The organism is Nostoc sp. DedVER02 (assembly GCF_034530675.2).
Classification (GTDB): Bacteria; Cyanobacteriota; Cyanobacteriia; order Cyanobacteriales; family Nostocaceae; genus Nostoc.
Map to the genome: position 1 here is coordinate 1 of NZ_JAVRCP020000052.1, position 23,290 is coordinate 23,290.

At 42.7% G+C, this 23,290-nt stretch carries 12 protein-coding genes; 10 read left to right on the forward strand and 2 right to left on the reverse strand.

Annotated features, from left to right (window positions below; genetic code table 11):
* Positions 1 to 337 precede the first annotated feature (337 nt).
* Positions 338 to 1,186, forward strand: a complete 849-nt coding sequence (fghA, locus tag RMZ41_RS29105) for an S-formylglutathione hydrolase (RefSeq protein ID WP_322643463.1) — start codon at positions 338 to 340, stop codon at positions 1,184 to 1,186.
* A gap of 97 nt (positions 1,187 to 1,283) precedes the next feature.
* On the opposite strand, the gene RMZ41_RS29110 is transcribed toward fghA, so the two are convergent.
* A complete protein-coding gene (locus tag RMZ41_RS29110) occupies positions 1,284 to 2,435 on the reverse strand; it encodes an endo-1,4-beta-xylanase (RefSeq protein ID WP_322643462.1) in 1,152 nt (383 codons plus the stop codon).
* A 285-nt stretch (positions 2,436 to 2,720) separates the two neighbouring features.
* Between RMZ41_RS29110 and RMZ41_RS29115 the strand changes: the two genes are divergently transcribed.
* From RMZ41_RS29115 to nifJ, 6 genes are all read left to right on the forward strand, one after another.
* Positions 2,721 to 3,323, forward strand: a complete 603-nt coding sequence (locus RMZ41_RS29115) for a TetR/AcrR family transcriptional regulator (protein ID WP_322643461.1) — start codon at positions 2,721 to 2,723, stop codon at positions 3,321 to 3,323.
* A gap of 22 nt (positions 3,324 to 3,345) precedes the next feature.
* Positions 3,346 to 4,629 (forward strand): ABC exporter membrane fusion protein, encoded by a 1,284-nt coding sequence (locus RMZ41_RS29120; RefSeq protein ID WP_322643460.1) that lies wholly within the window; start codon positions 3,346 to 3,348, stop codon positions 4,627 to 4,629.
* Positions 4,630 to 4,692: 63 nt separating this feature from the next.
* Positions 4,693 to 5,853, forward strand: a complete 1,161-nt coding sequence (gene devC / locus RMZ41_RS29125; protein ID WP_322643459.1) for an ABC transporter permease DevC — start codon at positions 4,693 to 4,695, stop codon at positions 5,851 to 5,853.
* A 97-nt stretch (positions 5,854 to 5,950) separates the two neighbouring features.
* Positions 5,951 to 6,703 (forward strand): DevA family ABC transporter ATP-binding protein, encoded by a 753-nt coding sequence (locus RMZ41_RS29130; RefSeq protein WP_322643458.1) that lies wholly within the window; start codon positions 5,951 to 5,953, stop codon positions 6,701 to 6,703.
* Between the two features lie 26 nt (positions 6,704 to 6,729).
* Positions 6,730 to 7,587 carry a nucleotidyltransferase domain-containing protein gene (locus tag RMZ41_RS29135; protein WP_322643457.1) on the forward strand — a complete coding sequence of 286 codons (858 nt, stop codon included), beginning with the start codon at positions 6,730 to 6,732 and terminating at the stop codon, positions 7,585 to 7,587.
* Between the two features lie 320 nt (positions 7,588 to 7,907).
* Positions 7,908 to 11,522, forward strand: coding sequence for a pyruvate:ferredoxin (flavodoxin) oxidoreductase (gene nifJ, locus RMZ41_RS29140; protein ID WP_322643456.1), 3,615 nt, complete (start codon positions 7,908 to 7,910; stop codon positions 11,520 to 11,522).
* A 276-nt stretch (positions 11,523 to 11,798) separates the two neighbouring features.
* Here the strand turns inward: nifJ and RMZ41_RS29145 are convergent, their stop codons facing one another.
* Entirely contained in the window at positions 11,799 to 12,545 is a 747-nt protein-coding gene (locus tag RMZ41_RS29145; RefSeq protein ID WP_322643455.1) for a hypothetical protein, read from the reverse strand.
* A gap of 555 nt (positions 12,546 to 13,100) precedes the next feature.
* Between RMZ41_RS29145 and RMZ41_RS29150 the strand changes: the two genes are divergently transcribed.
* The 3 genes from RMZ41_RS29150 to RMZ41_RS29160 all read left to right on the forward strand — a co-directional run bounded on the left by RMZ41_RS29150 (position 13,101) and on the right by RMZ41_RS29160 (position 23,288).
* A complete protein-coding gene (locus tag RMZ41_RS29150; protein ID WP_322643454.1) occupies positions 13,101 to 13,427 on the forward strand; it encodes an acyl carrier protein in 327 nt (108 codons plus the stop codon).
* Positions 13,428 to 13,917: 490 nt separating this feature from the next.
* Positions 13,918 to 15,321 carry a hypothetical protein gene (locus RMZ41_RS29155; protein ID WP_322643453.1) on the forward strand — a complete coding sequence of 468 codons (1,404 nt, stop codon included), beginning with the start codon at positions 13,918 to 13,920 and terminating at the stop codon, positions 15,319 to 15,321.
* 260 nt (positions 15,322 to 15,581) lie between these two features.
* Positions 15,582 to 23,288 carry an SDR family NAD(P)-dependent oxidoreductase gene (locus RMZ41_RS29160; RefSeq protein ID WP_322643452.1) on the forward strand — a complete coding sequence of 2,569 codons (7,707 nt, stop codon included), beginning with the start codon at positions 15,582 to 15,584 and terminating at the stop codon, positions 23,286 to 23,288.
* Positions 23,289 to 23,290 lie beyond the last annotated feature (2 nt).

Sequence of the window (23,290 nt, forward strand, 5' to 3'; positions counted from 1 at the left end):
TTTCGAGTCCTCACCTTGGCATATCTATTGCACTATTTTAGCTGTGTCAGTCCAGTAGAGTGTGTTAGAACGGAGTTTGTAACGCACTATTATCAAAGGTTTGATGCGTTACTACGGATCATTAGGTATTGTAGAGTGTGTTAGAACGAAGTTCGTAACGCACTATTATCAAAGGTTTGATGCGTTACGCTGTCGCTAACACATCCTACGGATCTTTTCATAAATCAAACCGGATTCCTATAGTTGTAAGGTTAATTGAGATGCGATGGGAATAGTGGGCTTTGCATACGTAACTGCGGTATATATCTAATTACCAGGTAGTTCAAGAATATAATCAATGCCTAACCTCAATCTCATTTCAGAATACAAAAGTTTTGGTGGCAAACTCGGCTTTTATAGTCATCCCTCCTCAAGTTGTAACGGTGAAATGCGCTTTGCTGTTTATCAACCGCCACAAGCGACTCAAAAACCTGTGCCAATTCTCTATTTCCTCTCTGGGTTAACTTGTACTGAAGAAAATTTTATGGGGAAGGCGGGGGCGCAGCGCTATGCGGCTGAGTACGGTTTGATGCTGGTTGTACCAGATACTAGTCCGCGTAATGCTGGTATTGCAGGTGAAGATGATGACTGGGATTTTGGCACAGGTGCAGGCTTTTATGTTGATGCTACAGAGGAACCGTGGCGTAGAAACTACCAAATGTATAGCTATGTTGTCCACGAATTACCTGCTTTAATTACCGCAAATTTCCCTACGCAACCTGACAAACAAGGTATTTTCGGTCATTCGATGGGGGGACACGGGGCGCTTGTCTGTGCAATGAGAAACCCAGAATTGTACAAGTCAGTATCAGCTTTAGCACCTATTACAGCACCTATGCGTTGTCCTTGGGGTCAAAAGGCTTTCAGTGGTTATCTTGGCAGTAATCAAGAAAGTTGGCGTGCTTATGATGCTACTGAATTAGTCAAGCAAGTAGGATATCACAGTCCAATTCTCATCGATCAAGGGACTGCTGATAAGTTTTTAGCTGAACAATTACTGCCAGAGGTGTTTGAGCAAGCTTGTGCAGATGTTAAGCAGCCGCTAAACTTGCGTTACCAAGAAGGCTATGACCACAGCTATTATTTTATCGCTAGTTTTATTGAAGATCATATCCGCCACCATGCGATCGCTTTAGGAGTAAAATGACCAGATAATTTTAGTTATAATTCCCACGTTATTACACCCTAACCTAACCTTCTTTAATACATCAGAAAAGGTTAGGGTTAAGTGTAACTACTGTCTCTTAAGTTGCTTGCCCAAAAGCCTGAGCTATAGCATTGCGGGCAACTTTAGGTTGCAGGTTTTCATCAAAGGGAAGCGGACGCAGAAATTTCCACAGACTTGGATTATCTCTATAGGTTTTTCTTGGCATCCAGTCGGGATGACGTATCCAGGTATGACGGTCGGTAATTCCCCATGTAATTACGGTATCAACGTCAGCCGCAAAGCAGATATCAAGAAATCGCTTGTAACCGTCGGCTACCATCTGGTCTAGCTTTTGGATACTATCGGGCAGTGGAGTATCAATTATAATATCTAATTCTGTAATTACTGGTTTGACTCGCATATCGTTAAGCCGTTTTAAGACGGAACTAAATCCTGTAGCATCAAAACCATAAGCGGTAGAAAACCATAGATGCGACTGGATACCTGCACAGTCAATTTTAGCGCCACTATTTTTGAGATATTCGACCATTTTTAGGAAACGGCTTGATTTCCATGTAGCGCCTTCAATGCCAAAATCGTTTATGTAAAATTTCTTGCTGCTATCAACTGAAGCGGCCTTTAAAAACAAGTCTCGAATCAATTCTGGTTTTACCCCTCTACGCAAACCGTAGGTAGCGTTATCAGTATCATTCTCACTATCAGCAATAATTTCATTGGCAATATCCCAAGACTTTAAAACGGGGCTATTGCGATAATGCCCCATGACTCCTGTAACATGCCGTTCAATCATCTGAAGAGTGGGAGGATAAGGAAGCCAGTCTGGTTTCCCCATGTGCCAGAAAAGGGTATGTCCGTGTAATTCTATATTATTTTTTAGGCAGAAATTAGCGATCGCATCTGCTGATTCAAAGGTAAATTGTCCTGGTTGTGGTTCAGTGGCGTTCCATTTTAATTCACCATTCGGTGTCACAATCGAACATTCACGAGCAATTAGGTTAGCGTAATCCTTCTCTTTGAACAAGAATTCACCATCAACGGCTGCACCATAACGCTTTCCTTTAGCAGCAGCTAATTGCCGAAGCGGAGTATTTACATTTGTATAAGTTGCTGCAATAGAATCCGTGTTTTCGACTTCCTTCTGCTTATCCTTTTGTAAAAAGCCCATAGTCAATAAGGCAGAAAGGGTTGTGTATCCTGCTCTTGTTAAAAATTTTCTCCGATAAGGCATAAATTTTACTTAATTAAGAAACACACGGATTATTATATTACAGAAAAAGTATAATCCCTTTCCAGGTTTAGTTGTGATTACCACAGTCATTACATCCCTCTTGGGTAAGACTTTCTGTGGAATGCTGTATCAACGCTCACTCAGAATTGATGAGTATATTTAGTGCAAAACTAGGTTAAGCTATAACCCATGTTCGATTTAAATCAATCAAATATGCTTTGACACATAAAAAGCAAAAGTGCTAAAGTTACATATAACGAGCGTTCGATATAAATAAATTGAGTCATGCCTAAGATTGTTGACCATGAGAAATACCGTAAAGAACTGCTCGACAGGTGCTTTGATTTATTTGCCCAAAAAGGCTATGGTTCCATTACTATGCGCCAAATTGCTGAAGGATTAGGGGTTTCTACTGGTACGTTGTACCACTATTTTCCTAGCAAACAAGCTTTATTTGAGCAATTGGCTCAAGAAATATGTGAGCAAGATTTAAGTGCGGCATTGGCTGAATTAGAAGGAACGCAAACCCTACAAGCGGGGATGGAAGCACTAGGTAGGCATCTAGTGAAAAACGAAGATTACTTCATTAAATGGACTTATATTTGGATTGATTTTTGTCAACATCAAGACTCGAAAGAGATGTTGAGTAATAGTGTTTTTAAGCGGACTAATCAGCGTTATCAGCAGGCAGCCTGCGATTTTTTAGGTATTCAAGATTCGGTATTAGCTTCCTTTGTCTTGAGCTTTGTAAATGGTTTAATTCTGGAGAAGTTATGGGGCAATGAAACAATTGATTTTATTGAACAATGTGCATTGTTAGGCAAAATGCTCGCGGCATATTTGCCGCAAGAGTTAGGAGTTAGGAATAAAACAGGTTTTGAGAGCTAAATTTTTTAGGAGAGAAAAAGAGATGGTTTTGTCAAAAAAAGCTTCTAATAAAGGGTTAATTGGATTAGTAATTGTAGCCACCGTGATTACAGGTGGAATAGTTGTTTATGGGATTTCTAAGTTTGGGTTAGTTGGTCAAACAGAGAAATCTGAGCCAGTACAAACCACGCCCAAAATTCAAAAAGTTGCTGCATTAGGACGACTCGAACCCGAAGCTGAGGTAATTAGCTTGTTTGCACCCTTGGCATTGGATGGCGATCGCATTGCCAAAATTTTAGTCAAAGAAGGCGATCGCGTTCAAGCCGGACAGATGGTAGCAATTTTAGATGCCCGCGATCGCTTGCAAACTGCTGTATTACAAGCCCAACAACAAGTTAGAGTTGCCCAAGCTAAACTCGCTCAAGTGCAAGCTGGAGCAAAAGTAGGAGAAATTAACGCCCAGCAAGCCAGCGTAGAACGCCTCCAAGCGCAGTCTCAAGGAGACAAAACAGCACAACAGGAAGCGATATTTCGCATAGAGGCACAGTGGGAAGGGGACAGAATCGCGCAAGAGGCAACCATTAAGAAGTTAGAGGCAGAACTCAAAAATGCCGAAGCCGAATATCAACGTTATCAGCAGCTATATTCTCAAGGAGCAGTTTCTAATTCTTTGTATGACAGTAAAGGCTTGACTGTAGAAACTGCTAAACAACAAGTAGACGAAGCCAAAGCAGTTCTCAACCGAATTAATACCACTGCTAGCAAACAATTATCTGAAGCGAAAGCAGCACTCGCCCGTACTAACGCCACTGGTAGCAAACAAGTAAGCGAAGCCAAAGCCACGCTTACCAGTATTGCAGAAGTTCGACCTGTAGATGTAGCCGCAGCTAAGACAGAAGTTGAAAATGCGATCGCCACACTCAAACATGCTCAAACCGAATTGGCAGGTGCTTATATCAAAGCACCGATGGCGGGACAGATTATCAAAATTCATACGCGAGTCGGAGAAAAAATTAGTACTTCTGGCATTGCAGACTTAGGGCAAACAGACCAGATGATGGCAGTAGCAGAAGTTTATCAAACCGATATCGGTAAAGTGAAATTAGGACAACAGGCAGTGATTAGCAGTCAGGCTTTTGTCGGTGAACTGCGAGGAACCGTTGCCCAAATTGGCTTGCAGGTAAATAGACAAAACGTTTTCAGCAACCAGCCAGGGGAAAACCTTGATAGCCGAGTAGTTGAGGTGAAAATTCGCCTCAGTCCTGAAGACAGCAAACGAGTTGCAGGTTTTACTAATTTACAGGTACAGACAGCAATTGAAATATAAATTTGTCATTTGTCATTTGTCATTGGTCATTTGTCATTCTCCTTGTCTCCCAATCCCCAAATTATGAAACTATTTCGTAAAACGCCGCTAGCATGGCGGCAGTTAATGAAAGAAAAAACCCGTTTGGCTGTTGCAGTTGCAGGTATTGCCTTTGCCGATATACTGATGTTTATCCAGTTGGGATTTGAAAGTGCGCTTTTTGATGCTGCTGTGAAACCTCATCGCAATTTACAAGCAGATTTAGTTTTAATTAATCCCCAATTTCAAACTTTATTTTCGGTAAAAAACTTTTCTAGAGAACGACTATATCAAACATTAGGTTATGAAGGTGTTCAGTCAGTTAATTCTGTCTACATTAGCACTGGACAGTGGCGAAATCCCGAAACACGTCTTGAGCGTGCCATTTTGGTTTGGGGTGTAGATCCGGCAAAATCAGCATTCAAATCACCCGAAATTAAGCAAAATCAGGAGTATCTTAAACAGTTGTATCAAGTTCTCTTTGACCAGGCAGGTCGTCCAGAATACGGTGCGGTTGCCGATATCTTTAAGAATACGGGCAAATTTGACACGGAACTGAATAGTAAAGCCGTCTTTGTAAAGGGCTTGTTTACTGATGGTGCTTCCTTTGCTGCCGATGGGAATGTGATCGTCAGTGACTCTACTTTTCTCCAACTATTTCCAGAACGTAAACCCGATCGCATCGAAGTTGGGTTAATCACACTTAAACCAGATGCCGATGCTGAAAAAGTGCGATCGCAACTTGTCAATGGACTACCTAAAGATGTCAGAGTCTTGACTCCAGAAGAGTTTGCCAAAGTGGAGAGAACTTACTGGGAAGCCGGTACTGGCATTGGTTTTATTTTCGGTTTGGGTACAGCAGTCGGGTTTATCGTTGGGATCGTGATTGTCTACCAAATTCTTTACTCTGATGTTTCTGACCACTTGCCAGAATACGCCACCCTCAAAGCAATGGGGTACACCGATAACTATCTCTTGGGAGTTTTAATTCAAGAAGCATTGTTATTGGCTATCTTAGGTTTTTTGCCTGGATTCATCCTTTCTTTTGGGTTGTATCAAGTCACATACACAGCGACAATGCTTCCGATTTTCATGAAAATGGATCGGGCGATCAAGGTTTGGATTTTAACTGTGATTATGTGTAGTGTTTCTGGTGCGATCGCAATACGGAAATTACGATCTGCTGACCCTGCTGATGTTTTTTAGACGCAATGAATCGTGTCTGTAGGGAAGAAGACGCGATGAATCGCGTCTCTACAAGAGACGTAATTATTTTTTTATACCCAATAACCGATAAAATTTTATGTTGCAAAAATCTTTACCAGAAAATTCCAACTCAACACTTTCTACTTTAGAATCTGTAATTTCTGTTAGTAACCTCAACCACTATTTTGGTGAAGGTGGGCTTCGTAAACAAGTATTATTTGATATTAATTTGGAGATTAAGGCAGGGGAAATTGTCATTATGACTGGCCCCTCTGGATCTGGGAAAACTACCTTGTTAACCTTAATGGGTGGATTACGTTCTGCCCAAGAAGGTAGTCTAAAAATCTTAGGAGAGGAAATTCGTGATGCCAAAAAGCAGCAGTTAACTAAACTGCGCCGCCAAATTGGTTATATTTTCCAAGCTCATAACCTGATGACTTTTTTGACAGCTAGAGAAAATGTGCGGATGTCTTTAGAGTTGCATGATGATTTTTTGAATCAGGATATCAATGCAAAAGCGATCGCTATTTTGGAAACTGTCGGTTTAGGCGATCGTATAGATTATTACCCAGAGAAACTATCTGGAGGACAAAAGCAACGGGTTGCGATCGCTCGTGCTTTAGTCAGCCATCCTAAAATTGTCTTAGCAGATGAACCTACGGCTGCACTTGACAAAAAATCTGGGCGCGATGTCGTAGAAATAATGCAGAAGCTAGCGAAAGAACAAGGATGTACGATTTTGCTAGTTACTCATGACAACCGCATCCTCGATATTGCCGATCGCATCATTTATATGGAAGATGGTCAGTTGAAGACCGATGGCGCAGATTCTATCACAACAAGCAAGTAATACTAATTCGTAATTTGCAAAAATCTATGAATAAAGAATCACCTCAATTCATCAACCATATTGTTTCAAGTTTGCAGTCAATTGAGGGAATTACAGCCGTCTCATTAGGTGGTTCACGGGCGCGAGGCAACCATACCCTAAAGTCAGACGTGGATTTGGGAATTTATTACAATCCAGAAAACCCGCCCGATTTAATTGCTTTAAATCGCCTCGCTTGTGAGCTTGATGATAACCATCGTGTAAATTTGATTACTGCGATCGGGGGATGGGGAAAGTGGATTAACGGTGGCGGTTGGCTAAAGGTTCAAGGTGTAGGTGTAGATTTTCTCTACCGCGATTTGGTGAAGGTAAATCATGTCATTGATGATTGCCATGCTGGACAAATTACTATTGATTATCAACCAGGACATCCTCATGGTTTTGTATCTTCGATTTATATGGGAGAAATTGCTTTTTGTCAGGTACTTTACGACCCTAATGGTGTTTTAGAAGCTTTGAAGCTCAAAACAAAGCCTTATCCAGTTGGGCTGAAACAGGCAACTATTGATACTTTCGCCTGGGAAATAAGTTTCTCGCTATTGGTCGCAAAAAAGGCGATCGCACGCAATGATGTTGTTTACGCAGCAGGTTGTTGTTTCCGCAGTGTGGCGTGTATAAATCAAGTTTTATTCGCGCTCAATGAAGATTACCTGTTGAATGAAAAAGGGGCAATCGCCATTGCTAATAGGTTCGCTATTTGCCCGCAGGAGTATCAACAAAGGGTTGAGCAAGCGTTTGCACTTTTAGCTGCCGATACAGAATCAATAACTGAGGCGATCGCAATTATTGAGGCGATTGAGGATGATTTGAGTCAATGGTATGGAAATCGGCGATTAGCAATGTAATATTCCCGTCCCTGTACCCCACAAAAAAGAATAAATTATCTAAAAGTCTTTTAAAACAAAGACTTTGGTCATTGAGTACATTATTAATACATATTAATAGATGCAATATTGCGGATGAGATATTAATAGATGCAGTATTGATTGAAAGTTAATTTAAACGCCTAAAGGTATTAACAAACTATCCCTTAAACACGGAGTAAATCCTACCGTGAAATTTTTAATGCAGATAATACACTTACTTTCTAATACTGGCTATTTCTGATTCTTATATTCACATGTTCTGATAATGCAGTTTAGAGGCGGGGACAAAAATTCAGATTATGAACAAAACCTTTGCAACCATCGACGGGAATGAGGCTGTCGCCCGTGTTGCTTACAAATTAAATGAAGTAATTGCCATTTATCCCATCACCCCCTCTTCAGCAATGGGTGAATGGGCAGATGCTTGGTCAGCAGAAGGTCGTCCCAACCTCTGGGGTACTATTCCCAGCGTCGTGCAGATGCAAAGCGAAGGGGGAGCGGCTGGTGCTGTGCATGGGGCATTGCAAACAGGTTCCCTGAGTACCACCTTCACAGCATCTCAGGGATTATTGTTAATGATTCCCAACTTCTACAAAATTGCTGGCGAGTTGACTAGCGCCGTGGTTCACGTTGCAGCCCGTTCCTTGGCTACCCATGCTTTATCAATTTTTGGCGACCATAGCGATGTGATGGCGGCTCGTGCAACTGGTTTTGCCCTGCTGTGTTCCGCTTCGGTGCAGGAAAGTCAAGATTTTGCTCTCATTGCCCATGCTGCTACCCTAGAAACGCGAGTCTCCTTTATGCACTTCTTTGACGGCTTCCGGACTTCTCATGAAGTGCAGAAAGTCAAACTACTTTCAGAGGAAGATTTGCGATCGCTCATCCCCGATCATCTCATACTCGCCCACCGCAGCCGCGCCCTCACTCCAGATCGTCCAGTCTTGCGCGGTACTGCCCAAAATCCCGATGTCTACTTTCAAGGACGTGAAGGCGCGAACCCTTACTACAACGCTTGTCCAGATATTGTCCAGCGCATCATGGATGAATTTGGAGAACGCACGGGAAGGCATTATAAAATTTATGAATATTACGGTGCTAACGATGCCGATCGCGTTATTGTTCTCATGGGTTCAGGCTGTGAAACCGTCCATGAAACAGTAGATTATCTTAACGCCCGTGGTGAAAAACTTGGTGTAGTGAAAGTGCGACTTTACCGCCCTTTTGATGTCCAAAGGTTTGTTGCAGTATTACCAACTAGTGTAAAGGCGATCGCAGTTCTCGATCGCACCAAAGAAGCAGGTAGCGCCGGAGAGCCTTTGTATTTGGATGTTGTGGCTGCTATTCATGAAGCGTGGGGAGAAGAGGCAGGGGAGCAGGGAGCAGGGAGCAGGGGGGAGAAAATCCTCCCTTGCCCTCTGCCTAAAGTTATTGGTGGTCGTTACGGTCTTTCTTCTAAAGAATTTACTCCGGCGATGGTGAAGGGCATTTTTGACAATCTTGCCGAAGCTAAACCGAAGAATCACTTTACCATTGGGATTAATGACGACGTTACTTATACTTCTCTCAGCTTTGATCCTAATTTCTCTACAGAATCGGATAATGTTGTCAGAGCAATGTTCTATGGATTGGGTGCGGATGGTACTGTTGGGGCTAATAAAAACTCTATCAAAATTATTGGTGAAGAAACCGACAATTACGCCCAAGGCTACTTTGTCTACGATTCTAAGAAATCTGGCTCGATGACTGTCTCTCACCTCCGCTTCGGGAAAGAGCCAATTCGCTCCACCTACTTAATTGACCAAGCCAACTTTATTGGTTGTCATCACTGGGGATTTCTAGAACGCATAGATATTTTGAAAGCTGCTATTCCTGGGGCGACTTTGCTGCTTAACAGTCCATACAATGCAGATACCGTCTGGGAAAATCTGCCGTTGAAGGTGCAGCAACAAATTATCGACAAGCATTTGAAGTTATACGTAATTAATGCCAGCCAGGTTGCCCGTGAAAGTGGTATGGGTGGCAGAATTAACACCATTATGCAAGTATGCTTCTTTGCTTTAGCGGGTGTCTTGCCGCAAGAAGAAGCGATCGCTAAAATCAAACAAGCGATTGATAAGACCTATGGTAAAAAAGGCGTTGAAGTTGTCCGCATGAACCTACAAGCTGTGGACAACACCTTAGACAACTTGCATAAAGTAGATATTCCCCAAACAATCTCCACAGACGCGATTCATCGCGTCTCTCCTGTCTCCGCTCCCAAATTTGTGCAAGAAGTTCTGGGCAAAATCATGATATGGGAAGGTGATGATTTAGCTGTTAGCACACTACCCGTTGATGGCACATTTCCTGTAGGTACTGCCAAGTGGGAAAAGCGTAACGTTGCCGAAGAGATACCTGTGTGGGAGCCGGATGTCTGCGTTCAATGTGGTAAGTGCGTCATGGTTTGTCCCCACAGCGCCATCCGTGCCAAAGCTTATCAAGCTGATGAGTTAGTCAATGCCCCAGAAAGCTTTAAATCAACTAGTGCAAAAGATAAAGACTTTGCCAATCAAAAATTTACCATTCAGGTAGCTCCAGAAGATTGCACCGGATGTACTATTTGTGTAAATATTTGCCCTGCTAAAGATAAATCTGAGCCATTGCGGAAAGCGATTAACATGGCACAGCAGTTGCCATTGCAGGAACAAGAACGGAAAAACTGGGATTTCTTTTTGAGTTTACCTAATCCTGACAGGCGATCGCTAAAATTAAACCAGATTCGCCAACAACAACTGCAAGAACCCCTATTTGAATTCTCTGGTGCTTGTGCAGGTTGTGGTGAAACACCTTATTTAAAACTATTAACACAACTGTTTGGCGATCGCGCCGTCATCGCCAATGCTACAGGTTGCTCCTCAATTTATGGCGGAAATCTCCCCACCACACCCTGGACAACCAACGCCGAAGGACGCGGCCCCGCGTGGTCTAATAATCTATTTGAAGATAACGCCGAATTCGGTTTTGGCTTCCGCCTCTCTCTCGACAAACAAGCTGAATTTGCGGCGGAATTGTTGCAAAAATTGGGGAATGGGGAATTGGGAATACCTCATGAGTTGGTACAGTCTATTCTCAATGCCAAACAAAACACTGAGGCTGATATTTGGGAACAACGAGAACGAGTAGCGCTGTTGAAACAAAAGCTAGATGAACTGTTAGAAAAAAGCAATTACCACTCCCATGCCCAAATCCAAAATCTAAAATCCCTTGCAGACTACTTGGTGAGAAAAAGCGTCTGGATTGTTGGCGGTGACGGTTGGGCTTATGATATTGACTTTGGCGGTATCGATCATGTAATTGCTAGTGGTCGAAATGTGAACATCCTAATAATGGATACAGAAGTGTATTCTAATACAGGCGGTCAATCTTCCAAAGCTACGCCACGAGCCGCAGTTGCTAAATATGCCGCCAGTGGTAAGCCTGCACCAAAGAAAGATTTAGGGATGATTGCTATGACCTACGGAAATGTCTACGTAGCGAGTGTAGCCCTTGGTGCTAGAGATGAACATACCCTCAAAGCATTTTTGGAAGCAGAGGCTTATGATGGGCCATCAATAATTATTGCTTACAGCCATTGCATCGCCCACGGCATAAACATGACTACCGGGATGAATCATCAGAAAACTTTGGTAGAATCAGGTCGTTGGTTGCTGTATCGGCATAATCCAGAGTTGCTTAACCAGGGTAAAAATCCATTGCAATTGGATATGCGATCGCCAACACAATCAGTAGAACATTCAATGTATCAAGAAAATCGCTTCAAAATGCTTACTAAGAGTAAACCCGACGTTGCCAAGCACTTATTAGAACAAGCCCAAGCTGAGGTAGATGCACGTTGGCAAATGTACCAATATCTGGCAAAGCGGGAGATTCTTTGAACGAGGTATTGGGGATTGGGGAAACTTGGATAGGGATTCAGACCCCAATCAAGTTTTGTCCCTCGCGTCTCTCTAAGAGTTGAAAACTATTCCTAGTCCCCAGTTCCCAGTTCCCATTCCTCAGTCCTCATTCAATACTGTTCGGTTAAGCATTTTTAACTTGAAATTGGGCTTGGGGAAAAGGTTAAGGGGTAAAGGTTAAAAGTTTTTATTTTCCCTTTTCCCCTTCCCCTTTCCCCTTTAACCGAAAGGTATTGAGTCCTCATTCACAAACTGTTATTGACCAGAACCACCTGTAGTACTATCACCTGTGGTAGAAGAACCATTATTAGATGTACCCTTTGACTGGTCTACTCCTTGAGGTTGAGTAGTTTTAGAGGTATCATTTTCCGTACTCGGTGTAGCAGTGCTAGTAGAATTACTGCCTTGGCTTGGCAAAGTAGAAGTATTACTTGCTGGGCTTTGTGTCACTTTAGGGGTTGGCTGGGTTGCAGAAGGAGCCTTTTCTGCCGCAGGCTGCTGGGGTGGAACAGTAATATTAATATTTGGTTGGCGAGGTGCAGGCGGTATAACTTGCTGTTGTGGAACAGGTACAGCTACAGGTACAGGCACTTCCTTAGTTCTTTCGATTATCGTCGTTTGTGGTTGAGCAGATGCACTAGGGGTTGGACTGCTATTAGGAACCAAGACCGGCACAATATTGTCAACTGTTGCTTTATTACTCTGGTTGAAATACCATACTCCACCTATAATCAAACCTAGTAAAGAAGTAACGATAATACCTAACAGCAAACCATTACTAGCATTTTCATTATCACGCTCGGCTAAATTGGCTTGCTGGTATCTACGCTCATTATTCCGACCTTCTACGTAACCGTTTTGGTAAGAATTCGGATTAGCTGTGCTTTTGTTGACTGTTTCAGTGGTTCGTGTTAAATGGGTATGAGTGTTACCATTAGTATCAGTGTAATATTCTTGCTTGACTTCACTGTTTTTGCTTTCGTGTTCATTGGGAATAGACATAGCTGTTGATTTCACTCCTTAATACTATATTGAGAAACTAAAGTTTTGTAAGAACAAGAGGTTTTAATGAGTTGAAAGATGTATGTTGCTGATAATATAGCGAGTTTTATTTGCTACTCAGTTGTTGGTAATCATCAGAATAACCTCTGCGATCGCACAAGTGGCTCTATCTCTAGGAAGTTAATACTTAATCTAAAGAAAGAGCATCCCAAAGATAGATGTTATTAAGCTGTTACCTAATGGATGAAAAGAAAATCTACTTCAGCTTAACTTAGTGCCATTCGAGTCAGAAGCTTTTCAAGACTTAAGGGGAAAAGTTAGAATCGACACCCATACAACCCAGTTTCTGCCTGCACTGGATATCTTTTTTTCGTCGAACTCAGATTAGAGTATCTATGCTCACGAAAAAAATTGTAAAGTTTTGTAATAAAAAACTGACCCTTTGCGTAATCTCAACAAACAAATCCGTAGTAATCACTAAGCTGCTCAAAATCCTAATTTTTGCTGCTTGCAGACACGTTTTAGCAACTTACGTTAAATATAGAGGTCTAAAAAATGACAATTCAGAGTTCTCAAATCACTGAGAATTACAATGCCAACAGAAAAAGCACTACACTCCAAGAGCGTCGGACAGCAGCAGAAATTCAAAACTGGTTAGTCTCCTATCTAGCCGAACTACTCCGGCTCGAAGTCAACGAGATTGATGTTACCATTCCCTTCGATCGCTACGGTCTTGATTCAGCTACTGCAATAGGTTTGACAGGCGATTTAGAAGATTGGTTAGCAACAGATTTAGATCCGACTTTAATTTACGATTATCCATCTGTTGAACTTTTAGTCCGGCATCTAGCTGAACAATTTAATGCAGAGGACATAAACTAAAGTCATTCCAATTAATTTCCATCTGACTTAACTATATATAAGATTAAGACTTTTGTTCTTATATATAGAGGGGTATAGATTCGGACAGTAGATCGAAAATTTTTGAAAATTGGCGAAATAATCAGGATTTTAGGCGATGTTCTTGGGGCTTTCGGTCACAAATACAAACGTCTTTAGTCCGGCTAAAACTTAAAAGCTAAATTAGAAGCTGATTTCAACAGATCAGTTCCTAAAATTTGATTGCAGACTGATAAAAGTTCTGACAAGCTTTTTCGATCTATCGCCGTTGTCTATACGTATTTTTTTGATTTTGAATGACTGTAAAGCACTAACAGCAGCAATACAGCAAAATCTAGAATTCATGAGTCAGAATTGGGAACCCAGACAGGTTTAATACCTGATTATCAAACCTAGTTTGTGTACTTCATTAACTTGAAATTTGCTGTCAATTAGCATTAGCAATATTGTTGTTTACTTTCAAAAAAAGCTCATGATTGATAACCTTCAACTACAGCCAAATGACGAATCATCAACCTCATCTGAGGAAAAGGTAAAGAAGCATTTAAAAGTCACTGAAATCAATTATCGGAACAACAGTGAATCCGATTACACAGAAAAAATTGAGGAACTGGAGAAGAGTTTTAACTACAGTGACAACAGCAATCATTATTGGAGTAAACCTGAACTTTCAACTCTCTACGGAACTCCACTTTACGTAGAAGCCTCACATTCTCAAAAGCTTGCCCTCAATCATCTTTATTGGGCTACGCAGTATAGCCAGGTTGCTGCTAGTGAAGCAAATACTATACTATTCAATGATGTTACTAATGGAGTTTTTTCAACTATTGGTGGTTATGAAACTCTTTGCAAAGAATTGGATCTTGAAAGTCTGCAAGAAAAACACCACATTCATGCTTTTCATAAAATCAGTTACAAGACAAAGAGAGCCATACTTGGAAAAGAGGCATTTAGCGCTCCTCTAGAAGGAAATCAAGGCAAATCAGTTAAAAATTACCTGAGTAAAAAATCATCTAATCAGGATTTGCAAAAATTCTTGACTTTCGACTGGGTAGGTACATCTTCTTTAGCAGCAGAAAATGCTGTTTTTCGCTTACTCAAAAATATAAGAGTCAAAACCCAAGCACATTGTTATTCTTCCTATTTGAATGAATTGGAGAAGAAAGACTTATTTCTTCCTGGGCCAAGAACTGGGATCTTGAGAGTCTTTCCCCGATATCTGCTGAGACTGTTTACCTTAAGCTGGGGAAGTTCCTCTTTCTTAGCATCTCAATACTATTCCTTCCGCTACATAGCTAACATGATGCTCAAGACGGTGGAATATGACTATACAAAGTATTCCAGAGAGTTAGACAAAAAAGGTGAGTTTATTCCTATTCCCACTGAAGTTTCTCGCTACCATTTGCTTGATGAATCCTTCCACACTACAACTTCTCGATTGATTGCTCAAGATGTGTATAAGGATTTTGCTAAACCAAGTGACTATGAAAAATTCATGGGCAATCTATCAATTTACGTGACCCAAAAAGGTCTTCTCAACGGTATTTCTGCCGGTTTGCCCGCCATATTCCAAGATGATTCCTGGTTTATGCTTGCATACTATAGACTACTACGGAGTCCTCTATTCGATATGTCAACCCCAGAAGCACTTCATTGGATGCAGAAATGCTTGTGTCAAGAACATGAAGGTTTCCATGTAAATCTTAAGTACCACCACCGTCTTCTAACAGAACTGCGTCATTTCTTCGGCGAAATTGATTACATGTGGCCTGTCAACCGTGAAATGCGGATCATGTCTTCAGGAGGCTCAATTCCTAAAGCCATCCAAAAAAACACCGAGTTATTTCATGATTTTGCCAAATCTGTCGCTAGTTAGAAAAGGCAAACCTAACTAAAAACTAACTTTTCACCGGAGCCTTGAAACCTAGTTGCTCGCGGAAGTGTGCGAGGTGACTTGCGCGAGCCACTACGCAGGAGAGGGAAATTCCCAAGTTTGAGGATAAACTCCCTCATCCTCCCTATGTTCGGTAGCTCTGAAAGCTTTTCCACTCAAAGAGCCTGTGAAAAGTTAATAACTATAAATGCATTTTTGCTACGCAATTAATTCGTAAACCTTATATTATTTAGAAGATCGAAATGGAATCAATAGCTATTATTGGGATGGGCTTTCGTTTCCCTGGCGCTAACAACCCAGAATCCTTCTGGAAACTATTGCGTGAAGGTGTAGATGCTATTACTGAGATCCCATCAGAACGATGGAATATTGATGAATTTTATGATCCGAAGCCAGCCACACCAGGAAAAATGATTACCCGACAAGGTGGCTTTTTAAAACAAGTAGATCAGTTCGATCCTAGTTTTTTTGGTATTTCTCCCCGCGAAGCAGAAAGTATAGATCCTCAGCAAAGACTGGTCTTGGAAGTAGCCTGGGAAGCTTTAGAAAATGCAGGTATAGCGCCAGATAAGCTAAGTGGTAGCCAAACAGGGGTTTTCATTGGCATCGGGAATTACGATTATGGCAGGTTGCAATGCAAAAATTTATCTCGCCTAAATGCTTACGATGGGCCAGGCACTACCTTGGGCGTTGCTGCCAATCGCCTATCCTATTTATTAAATCTGCGAGGCCCAAGTTTAGTTGCTGAAACCTCTTGCTCGTCGTCTTTGGTTGCAGTTCACTTAGCCTGTCAAAGTTTGCACACCAGAGAATCGAATCTGTGCTTGGTCGGAGGTGTCAGCCTAATGCTGTCTCCAGAGTCAAACATTATTTTCTCCCATGCTCAAATGATGGCGGGTGACGATCGCTGTAAAACCTTTGATGCCAGTGCTGATGGTTATGTTCGAGGAGAAGGCGCTGGTGTAATTGTTCTTAAACGTCTTTCAGAAGCACTCAGAGATGAAGATAACATTCTGGCGATCGTCAGAGGTTCAGCAGTTAACCAAGATGGTCTAAGCAATGGACTCACGGCTCCTAATGGGCCTTCTCAGCAAGATGTTATCCGCAAAGCCTTAGAAAACGCTGGAGTTGCTCCCCATCAGATTAGCTATGTAGAGGCTCATGGTACTGGAACTTCATTAGGAGATCCGATAGAAGTTAAATCTTTAAAAGCAGTATTAATGGAGGGTCGCCAACCCAATCAAACCTGTTATATTGGCTCAGTTAAAACTAATATTGGTCATTTAGAACCCGCTTCTGGCATTGCCGGCTTAATCAAGGTGGTGCTATCGCTGCAAAATAAGCAGATTCCTCCTCACTTGCATCTGAAGCAGTTGAACCCATATATCAAAATCGAAAATACTCCCTTTGCGATCCCAACCGAACTACAGAAATGGAGTGTCGATCGAGGGCCGCGTTTCGCTGGTGTTAGTGCCTTTGGTTTTGGTGGTACAAATGCTCACGTCATCCTAGAAGAGGTTCCTGCACCAGTGGCGGTAAGAACAAACTTAGAGCGTTCTAAGCACTTACTCACCTTATCAGCCAAAAGTGAGAAGGCTCTGCAAGAGCTAGCACAAAGTTATGAAGCTGAACTTAAGTCCCATCCTGGGTTATCGCTAGGCGATGTGTGTTTCACTGCCAATACGGGGCGATCGCATTTCAACCATCGCCTAGCAATTGTGGCTGACTCTACAATCCAGTTATGCGAACAACTTGGGGTTTTTGCTACTGGCAAAGATGCGATCGGCTTGGTAAGTGGTCAGCTTACCAACCGGAAGCATCCCAAAATAGCTTTCTTGTTTACAGGTCAGGGTTCACAGTATATCGGCATGGCACGACAACTGTATGAAACTCAACCAGTGTTCCATCAAGCCCTAGAAAAGTGCAACGAAATTCTGCGTGAGTATCTCGAACAACCTCTACTAGAAATTCTCTATCAGCAAAAAAATTCTGATTTACTAGACCAAACATCCTACACACAACCAGCCCTATTTGCGATCGAATATGCCCTGTGCCAATTGTGGCAATCTTGGGGAATTCAACCAGATGTAGTCATGGGTCACAGTGTGGGAGAATATGTGGCGGCATGTGTAGCCGGAGTATTCAGCTTAGAAGACGGACTAAAGCTGATTGCCCATCGGGGAAGGCTAATGCAAGCATTACCAGCCAATGGCAAAATGGTATCAGTATTAGCTGATGTTGCAACCGTCACCAGAGCAATCGAGTCTAGTGGAATGGAAGTCAATTACGCTGCATTCAATGGTTCTGAAAGTCTGGTAATCTCCGGCGAACAAACTCAGGTAGATGTAGTTAAGGCAAGCTTAGATTCCAAGGGAATCAAAACCAAAGAATTAAATGTTTCCCATGCCTTCCACTCTCCCTTGATGGAGCCAATGTTGGCAGAATTTGAAACCATCGCCAAACAAGTTACGTATCATTCTCCTGCTATCCCACTCATTTCTAATGTCACCGGACACAAGGCAGATGAAAGCATCACTCAAGCCGAATATTGGCTGCGTCATGTCCAAGAACCTGTCAGGTTTGCCCAGAGTCTCAAAACTTTAGATGAACTTGGATATCAAGTTTTTGTAGAAATTGGCCCGAAACCAGTTTTGTTAGGTATGGGTCGTCAATGCCTAAGTCTCGAGCAAGGAGTCTGGTTGCCCTCATTGCGTGAGGGTGTAGATGATTGGCAACAGATATTAGATAGTTTGGCACAATTGTATGTTCAGGGAGTCCCTGTTGATTGGTCTGGGTTTGACCGGGAATACATTCGTCGCAAGGTTGTATTACCTACTTATCCCTTCCAACGTCAGCGATATTGGATCGAGATAGATGACCAAAATCATAAAAAGCAACTTTTGTCAAGAAGTAAGACTCTACATCCCCTCTTAGGTCAAAAGTTACATCTAGAGTTGCACCTAGCAGGCTTAGAGGAGCAATATCGTTTTGAATCTCAAATTTCTGCCTCTGACCCGGCTTACCTGAGCCATCACCGGGTCTTTGACCAGGCTCTATTGCCCACTACAGCTTACTTAGAAATTGCCCTAGCAGCTGGTTTAAATCTATTCAAATCTCCTAATCTGGCAGTAGAAGACGTAGAGTTACATCAAGGATTAATTCTGCCAGAAGAAGAAGTAAAAACGCTTCAGACTATCATCACTCCCTTAGATAACAGAGCCTATCAGTTCAAAATTTTCACGCAACAGCAGAAACCCAACCAAGATGAACTGATTTGGACACTTCATGCCCAAGGCAAAATCCGAACCTTAGAAACTGAGATTATTCCCCCTGCTGTAGACCTCCAAAAATCCTTAACAGAGTGCGAACAACCCCTAGAGGTAGCCGAATACTACCAAAAAAGCCAACAGCGAGGCATTAACTATGGGGTAAGTTTCCAAGGAATTCAACAGTTGTGGAGAGGCTCAAAACAAGCTGTTGGTCAACTTCAGTTGCCTTCAGAACTGGTGGAACAAGCAAGAGACTATCAGTTACATCCAACTCTTTTGGATGCCGCCTTGCAGGTAATGGGGGCTGCCATCGGAGAAACAAACAGCGATCAAACTTATCTGCCAGTACGAATAGAACGATTCAGAGTCTATCGCCGTCCCGATCGCCAAGCGTGGGCGATCGCCTCAATCAAGGAACTCCAAGGTAACAGTACAGAAAATTTGAGCGCTCAAGTTACCTTGTTAAGTGATGACGGAGAAACTATTGCCATTGTAGAAGGCTTACGAGTCAAAAAAGCCACAATTCAAGCCCTGCGGGGAGGCAAATCAGAGCCTCTGCCCAAAAATTGGCTCTATGAAGTTCAATGGCGCTCTCAAGCCCGTTTTGGTAAGCTGCTCCCCCCCGATTACCTCCTGACACCAAAAGAAGTAGAGCAGAAACTAAGTCCTACTATCTCAGAATTGCTTGCTCAACAGGATTTGCATAGCTATAGCGAAATGCTAACTCAGTTAGAAGAGTTGAGCGTGGGATATATAGTTGGGGCATTTAAAGAAATGGGTTGGTCTTACAAACCTGGAGAGCATTTTGCCACAGAAACTGCTGCCCAAAGGCTGGGAGTCGTTCCAAGCCATCGGCGATTATTCAACCGCCTGCTGCAAATTTTGGCAGAATTAGGAATCCTCGACTATAACCAACAGCAGTGGCAAGTCAAGAAGCCACTAGGGGAAGTCAAGCCAGAGGAGAAAGTTGAAACTCTCCTAAGTAAATATCCCCAAATTCCAGCCGAAATTACCCTTTTACACCGTTGTGCTTCTCAACTGAGTAGCGTACTGCGAGGAGCAATAGATGCAGTAGAACTGGTGTTTCCCCAAGGGGACTTAACTACAGTTACCCATTTGTATCAAGAATCTCCATCTGCCAAAGTAATGAATACTTTGGTGGAAAAAGCGATCGCAACTGCTTTGGCGAAATTACCATCAGACAGAGGAGTGCGGTTATTAGAAATCGGGGCTGGAACAGGAGGAACAACCAGTTATATTCTGCCCCAACTCAACCCCCACCAGAGCGAATATGTGATTACCGATATTGGAGCCTTTTTCAAGAGCAAAGCTCAGGAAAAATTCCGGGATTATCCCTTTGCGCGCTACGAAATCCTCGATATCGAAGTTGACCCCACAATCCAAGGATTTGAGCCTCATCAGTACGATGTGATTGTCGCTGCAAATGTACTTCACGCCACTACTTCGATGAGTCAAACTTTATCTCATGTCAGGCAATTGTTGGCTCCTGGGGGAATATTGGTGTTATTAGAAAGCACTACTCGCCAGCGATGGTTAGATTTAATCTTTGGACTCTTAGAAGGATGGTGGAAATTCAGCGATTGGGATTTGCGACCCGATTATCCCTTGTTGAGTACATCTAAGTGGCAGCAATTACTGGGCGCAACGGGTTTTGCTGAAGTATCAACCCTTCCCCAGACTGAGGGGACACCAAAAGTTTTATCTCAACAAGCAGTGATTTTAGCTCAAGCTGAGTTAATAGAATCTCAGATAACAGCACCAAGAGGTTGGTTAATTCTGTCAGATCAACAAGGAGTAGCTCAAGAACTAGCGACTCAACTGCGATCCCAAGGAGAAATTTGTACCTTAGTGTCGGCGGGCGAAAAATTTGAACAAATAACACCGCAAGAGTTTACTATCAACCCAAATCAACCAGAAGATTTTCAGCAACTGGTGGCTCATACAGCAGTTCAGTCTCCATTGTATGGAGTAGTTCAATGTTGGAGCTTGGAAGCAGGAATAGATAAAAACTTCAACGCACAACAGTTAGAAGCCTTATCTCAACTAGGATGTGGCACCACCTTATCCTTAGTGCAATCCTTAGTCAAAGGACAATCCCAAAGGCCACGGTTATGGTTAGTGACTCAAGGAGCGCAGCCAGTACCCGCTAACAAGCCAGTAATACAAGGAGTAGCACAATCATCTTTATGGGGAATGGGAAAAGTCATTGCCTTAGAACACCCAGAACTCAAATGTGTACGGATTGATTTAGATCCTAATCAGACTACAGAGCAGCAAGGGAAAACACTATGGTCAGAAATTTGGTCAGAAGATAAAGAAGATCAAGTCGCCTTGCGGGAAAATTCTCGTTATGTAGCTCGATTAGTGGGTAGTACAAACACTCAAAACTTAGAAAAGCAACAGCAATTAAAATTACCATCCCAGCCCTTCCGTCTCACTACATCTGCTGCGGGAATTCTAGAAAACTTAACCTTAGAAACAACAACAAGGCATTCCCCAGCGCCTGGAGAAGTAGAAATTCAGGTCAGGGCAACAGGGCTAAATTTTCTGGATGTGATCGCTGCATTAGGATTGCTTCCGCAGGAAGTAGACGGAGTATCCCAAAAGCATTTGCTAGACATGGATAGTTTTGGGGGTGAATGTGCTGGTGAAATAGTAGCGATTGGAGAAGGAGTAGAAGACTTAAAAATTGGCCAAGCAGTCATCGCTTTAGCTCCTGGAAGTTTCAGCCAATATGTTACCGTCAGTGCTACTTCTGTAGTTCCTAAACCAGAACATCTCAGTTTTGAAGAAGCGGCATCCATTCCGGTTAATTTCCTAACCTCTTATTACGCTCTGCACCGGATAGCAAAAATCGCACCTGGAGAACGAGTTTTAATCCATGCAGCTGCCGGAGGTACGGGAATGGCGGCAGTCCAAATTGCCCAGCTTGCTGGAGCAGAAGTTTTTGCCACCGCTAGCCCTGGGAAATGGGCAACCCTGCGATCGATGGGAGTCAAACATATTATGAATTCCCGGACTGTGGACTTTGCTGAAAAGGTGATGGAAATAACCCAAGGACAGGGAGTAAATATTGTGCTTAACTCTCTCACCTCTGGAGAATTTATTACAAAGAGCCTCTCAGTGGTTAGTCCTCAAGGTCGCTTTGTAGAAATTGCCAAACGGGGAGTTTGGGAATCGGCTCAGATGGCAGCAGCAAGACCAGATGTATCTTACTTTGTGGTTGATTTGGCAAGCAAGTCTCGACAGGAACCAGAATTAATCCAGTCCATGTTGCAGGAAGTGATTAACAAATTTGAAAAAGACTTACTACAACCACCACCACTGAAAGTTTTTCCTATACAGGAAGTAATAAGTGCATTCCGTGACATGCAACAAGCCAAACACATCGGCAAAATTGTGGTAAGTCAAATTACGTCACAGACAGATGCCACAAATCAAATGCCTCTGAGCTTACGGGCAGAAGGTACTTACTTAATTACCGGAGGTTTAGGAGGTTTAGGATTACTGGTAGCCCGTTGGATGGTAGAACGGGGAGCCAAGCATTTAGTCTTGGTAGGACGTAGCCATCCTAGCGATTCTGCCCAGCGTCAATTAAAAGAGCTTGAAGCCGCAGGAGCAAATGTAATAGTCAAACAAGCTGATGTGTCTGAACATGAGGGCATGGCTGAAATATTAGCTGATATCAAGCAGTCTCTACCGCCTTTAGCAGGAGTGATTCATTCAGTCGGGGTGTTAGAAGATGGAGTACTGCAACAGCAGACATGGCCTCGCTTTGCCAAGGTGATGAATCCCAAGGTGCAAGGAGCCTGGAATTTACACCAATTGACTAAAAATCAGCCGTTAGACTTTTTTGTACTATTTTCTTCTGTAGCGTCTTTGTTGGGTTCTCCGGCTCAGGCAAATCATTCTGCGGCGAATGCCTTTCTTGATGGTTTAGCTTATTATCGTCAAGCCTTGGGTTTACCAGCATTAAGCATCAATTTGGGCCCCGTCTCTCAAGTAGGAGAAGCAGCCGAGCGGGGTGCAGATATAAGGATGCAGCAAAAAGGAATCGGAGCGATTACGCCACCTCAAGTATTAGAAGCATTAGAGCTACTAATGAAAAATTCGACTGCGGAAGTAGGAGTAGTGCCAATTGAGTGGTCTGTTTTGCTGGAAGGAGCTTCACAATGGCCATTCTGGGCAGACTGGAGAGAAAATACCCAGACTTCCTTGGTATCTCAACCAGAATTTTTGCAGCAGTTGCAAGCAGCAATGCCAAGTGAGCAACGAGAGATGTTAGTTGCTTATGTGCGTCGCCAGGTGGCTCAGGTACTAAGAATAACTGACTCTCAATCCATTAGTTTAAACGCAGGATTCTTTGATTTGGGGATGGATTCTTTAACCTCTGTGGAACTGAGGAATTGTTTGCAAACCAGTTTGGGATGCTCGATGCCATCAACCGTAGCTTTTGACTACCCCACAGTAGGAGCGCTCGTAGATTATTTAACTCAGCAGGTTCTAAGGGGAGAAGCTTCTGAGAGCGATATTACAGAACCAGAAGAAAGTAAAGATGTTGAAAAACAAGAGCAATTGTTAGTAACGACACAAGACCTTTCAGAAGACCAGTTAGAAGAACTAATTAACCAAAAGTTGAACTTGCTCATTCATGAATAAGG

Excerpts from the sequence above, each read along its gene's own strand:
- RMZ41_RS29110 (WP_322643462.1), bottom strand. The coding sequence starts at position 2,435 with ATGCCTTATCGGAGAAAATTTTTAACAAGAGCAGGATACACAACCCTT.
- RMZ41_RS29130 (WP_322643458.1), top strand. The coding sequence starts at position 5,951 with ATGTTGCAAAAATCTTTACCAGAAAATTCCAACTCAACACTTTCTACT.
- devC (WP_322643459.1), top strand. The coding sequence starts at position 4,693 with ATGAAACTATTTCGTAAAACGCCGCTAGCATGGCGGCAGTTAATGAAA.
- RMZ41_RS29155 (WP_322643453.1), top strand. The coding sequence starts at position 13,918 with ATGATTGATAACCTTCAACTACAGCCAAATGACGAATCATCAACCTCA.
- RMZ41_RS29160 (WP_322643452.1), top strand. The coding sequence starts at position 15,582 with ATGGAATCAATAGCTATTATTGGGATGGGCTTTCGTTTCCCTGGCGCT.
- RMZ41_RS29120 (WP_322643460.1), top strand. The coding sequence starts at position 3,346 with ATGGTTTTGTCAAAAAAAGCTTCTAATAAAGGGTTAATTGGATTAGTA.
- nifJ (WP_322643456.1), top strand. The coding sequence starts at position 7,908 with ATGAACAAAACCTTTGCAACCATCGACGGGAATGAGGCTGTCGCCCGT.
- fghA (WP_322643463.1), top strand. The coding sequence starts at position 338 with ATGCCTAACCTCAATCTCATTTCAGAATACAAAAGTTTTGGTGGCAAA.
- RMZ41_RS29115 (WP_322643461.1), top strand. The coding sequence starts at position 2,721 with ATGCCTAAGATTGTTGACCATGAGAAATACCGTAAAGAACTGCTCGAC.
- RMZ41_RS29145 (WP_322643455.1), bottom strand. The coding sequence starts at position 12,545 with ATGTCTATTCCCAATGAACACGAAAGCAAAAACAGTGAAGTCAAGCAA.
- RMZ41_RS29135 (WP_322643457.1), top strand. The coding sequence starts at position 6,730 with ATGAATAAAGAATCACCTCAATTCATCAACCATATTGTTTCAAGTTTG.
- RMZ41_RS29150 (WP_322643454.1), top strand. The coding sequence starts at position 13,101 with ATGACAATTCAGAGTTCTCAAATCACTGAGAATTACAATGCCAACAGA.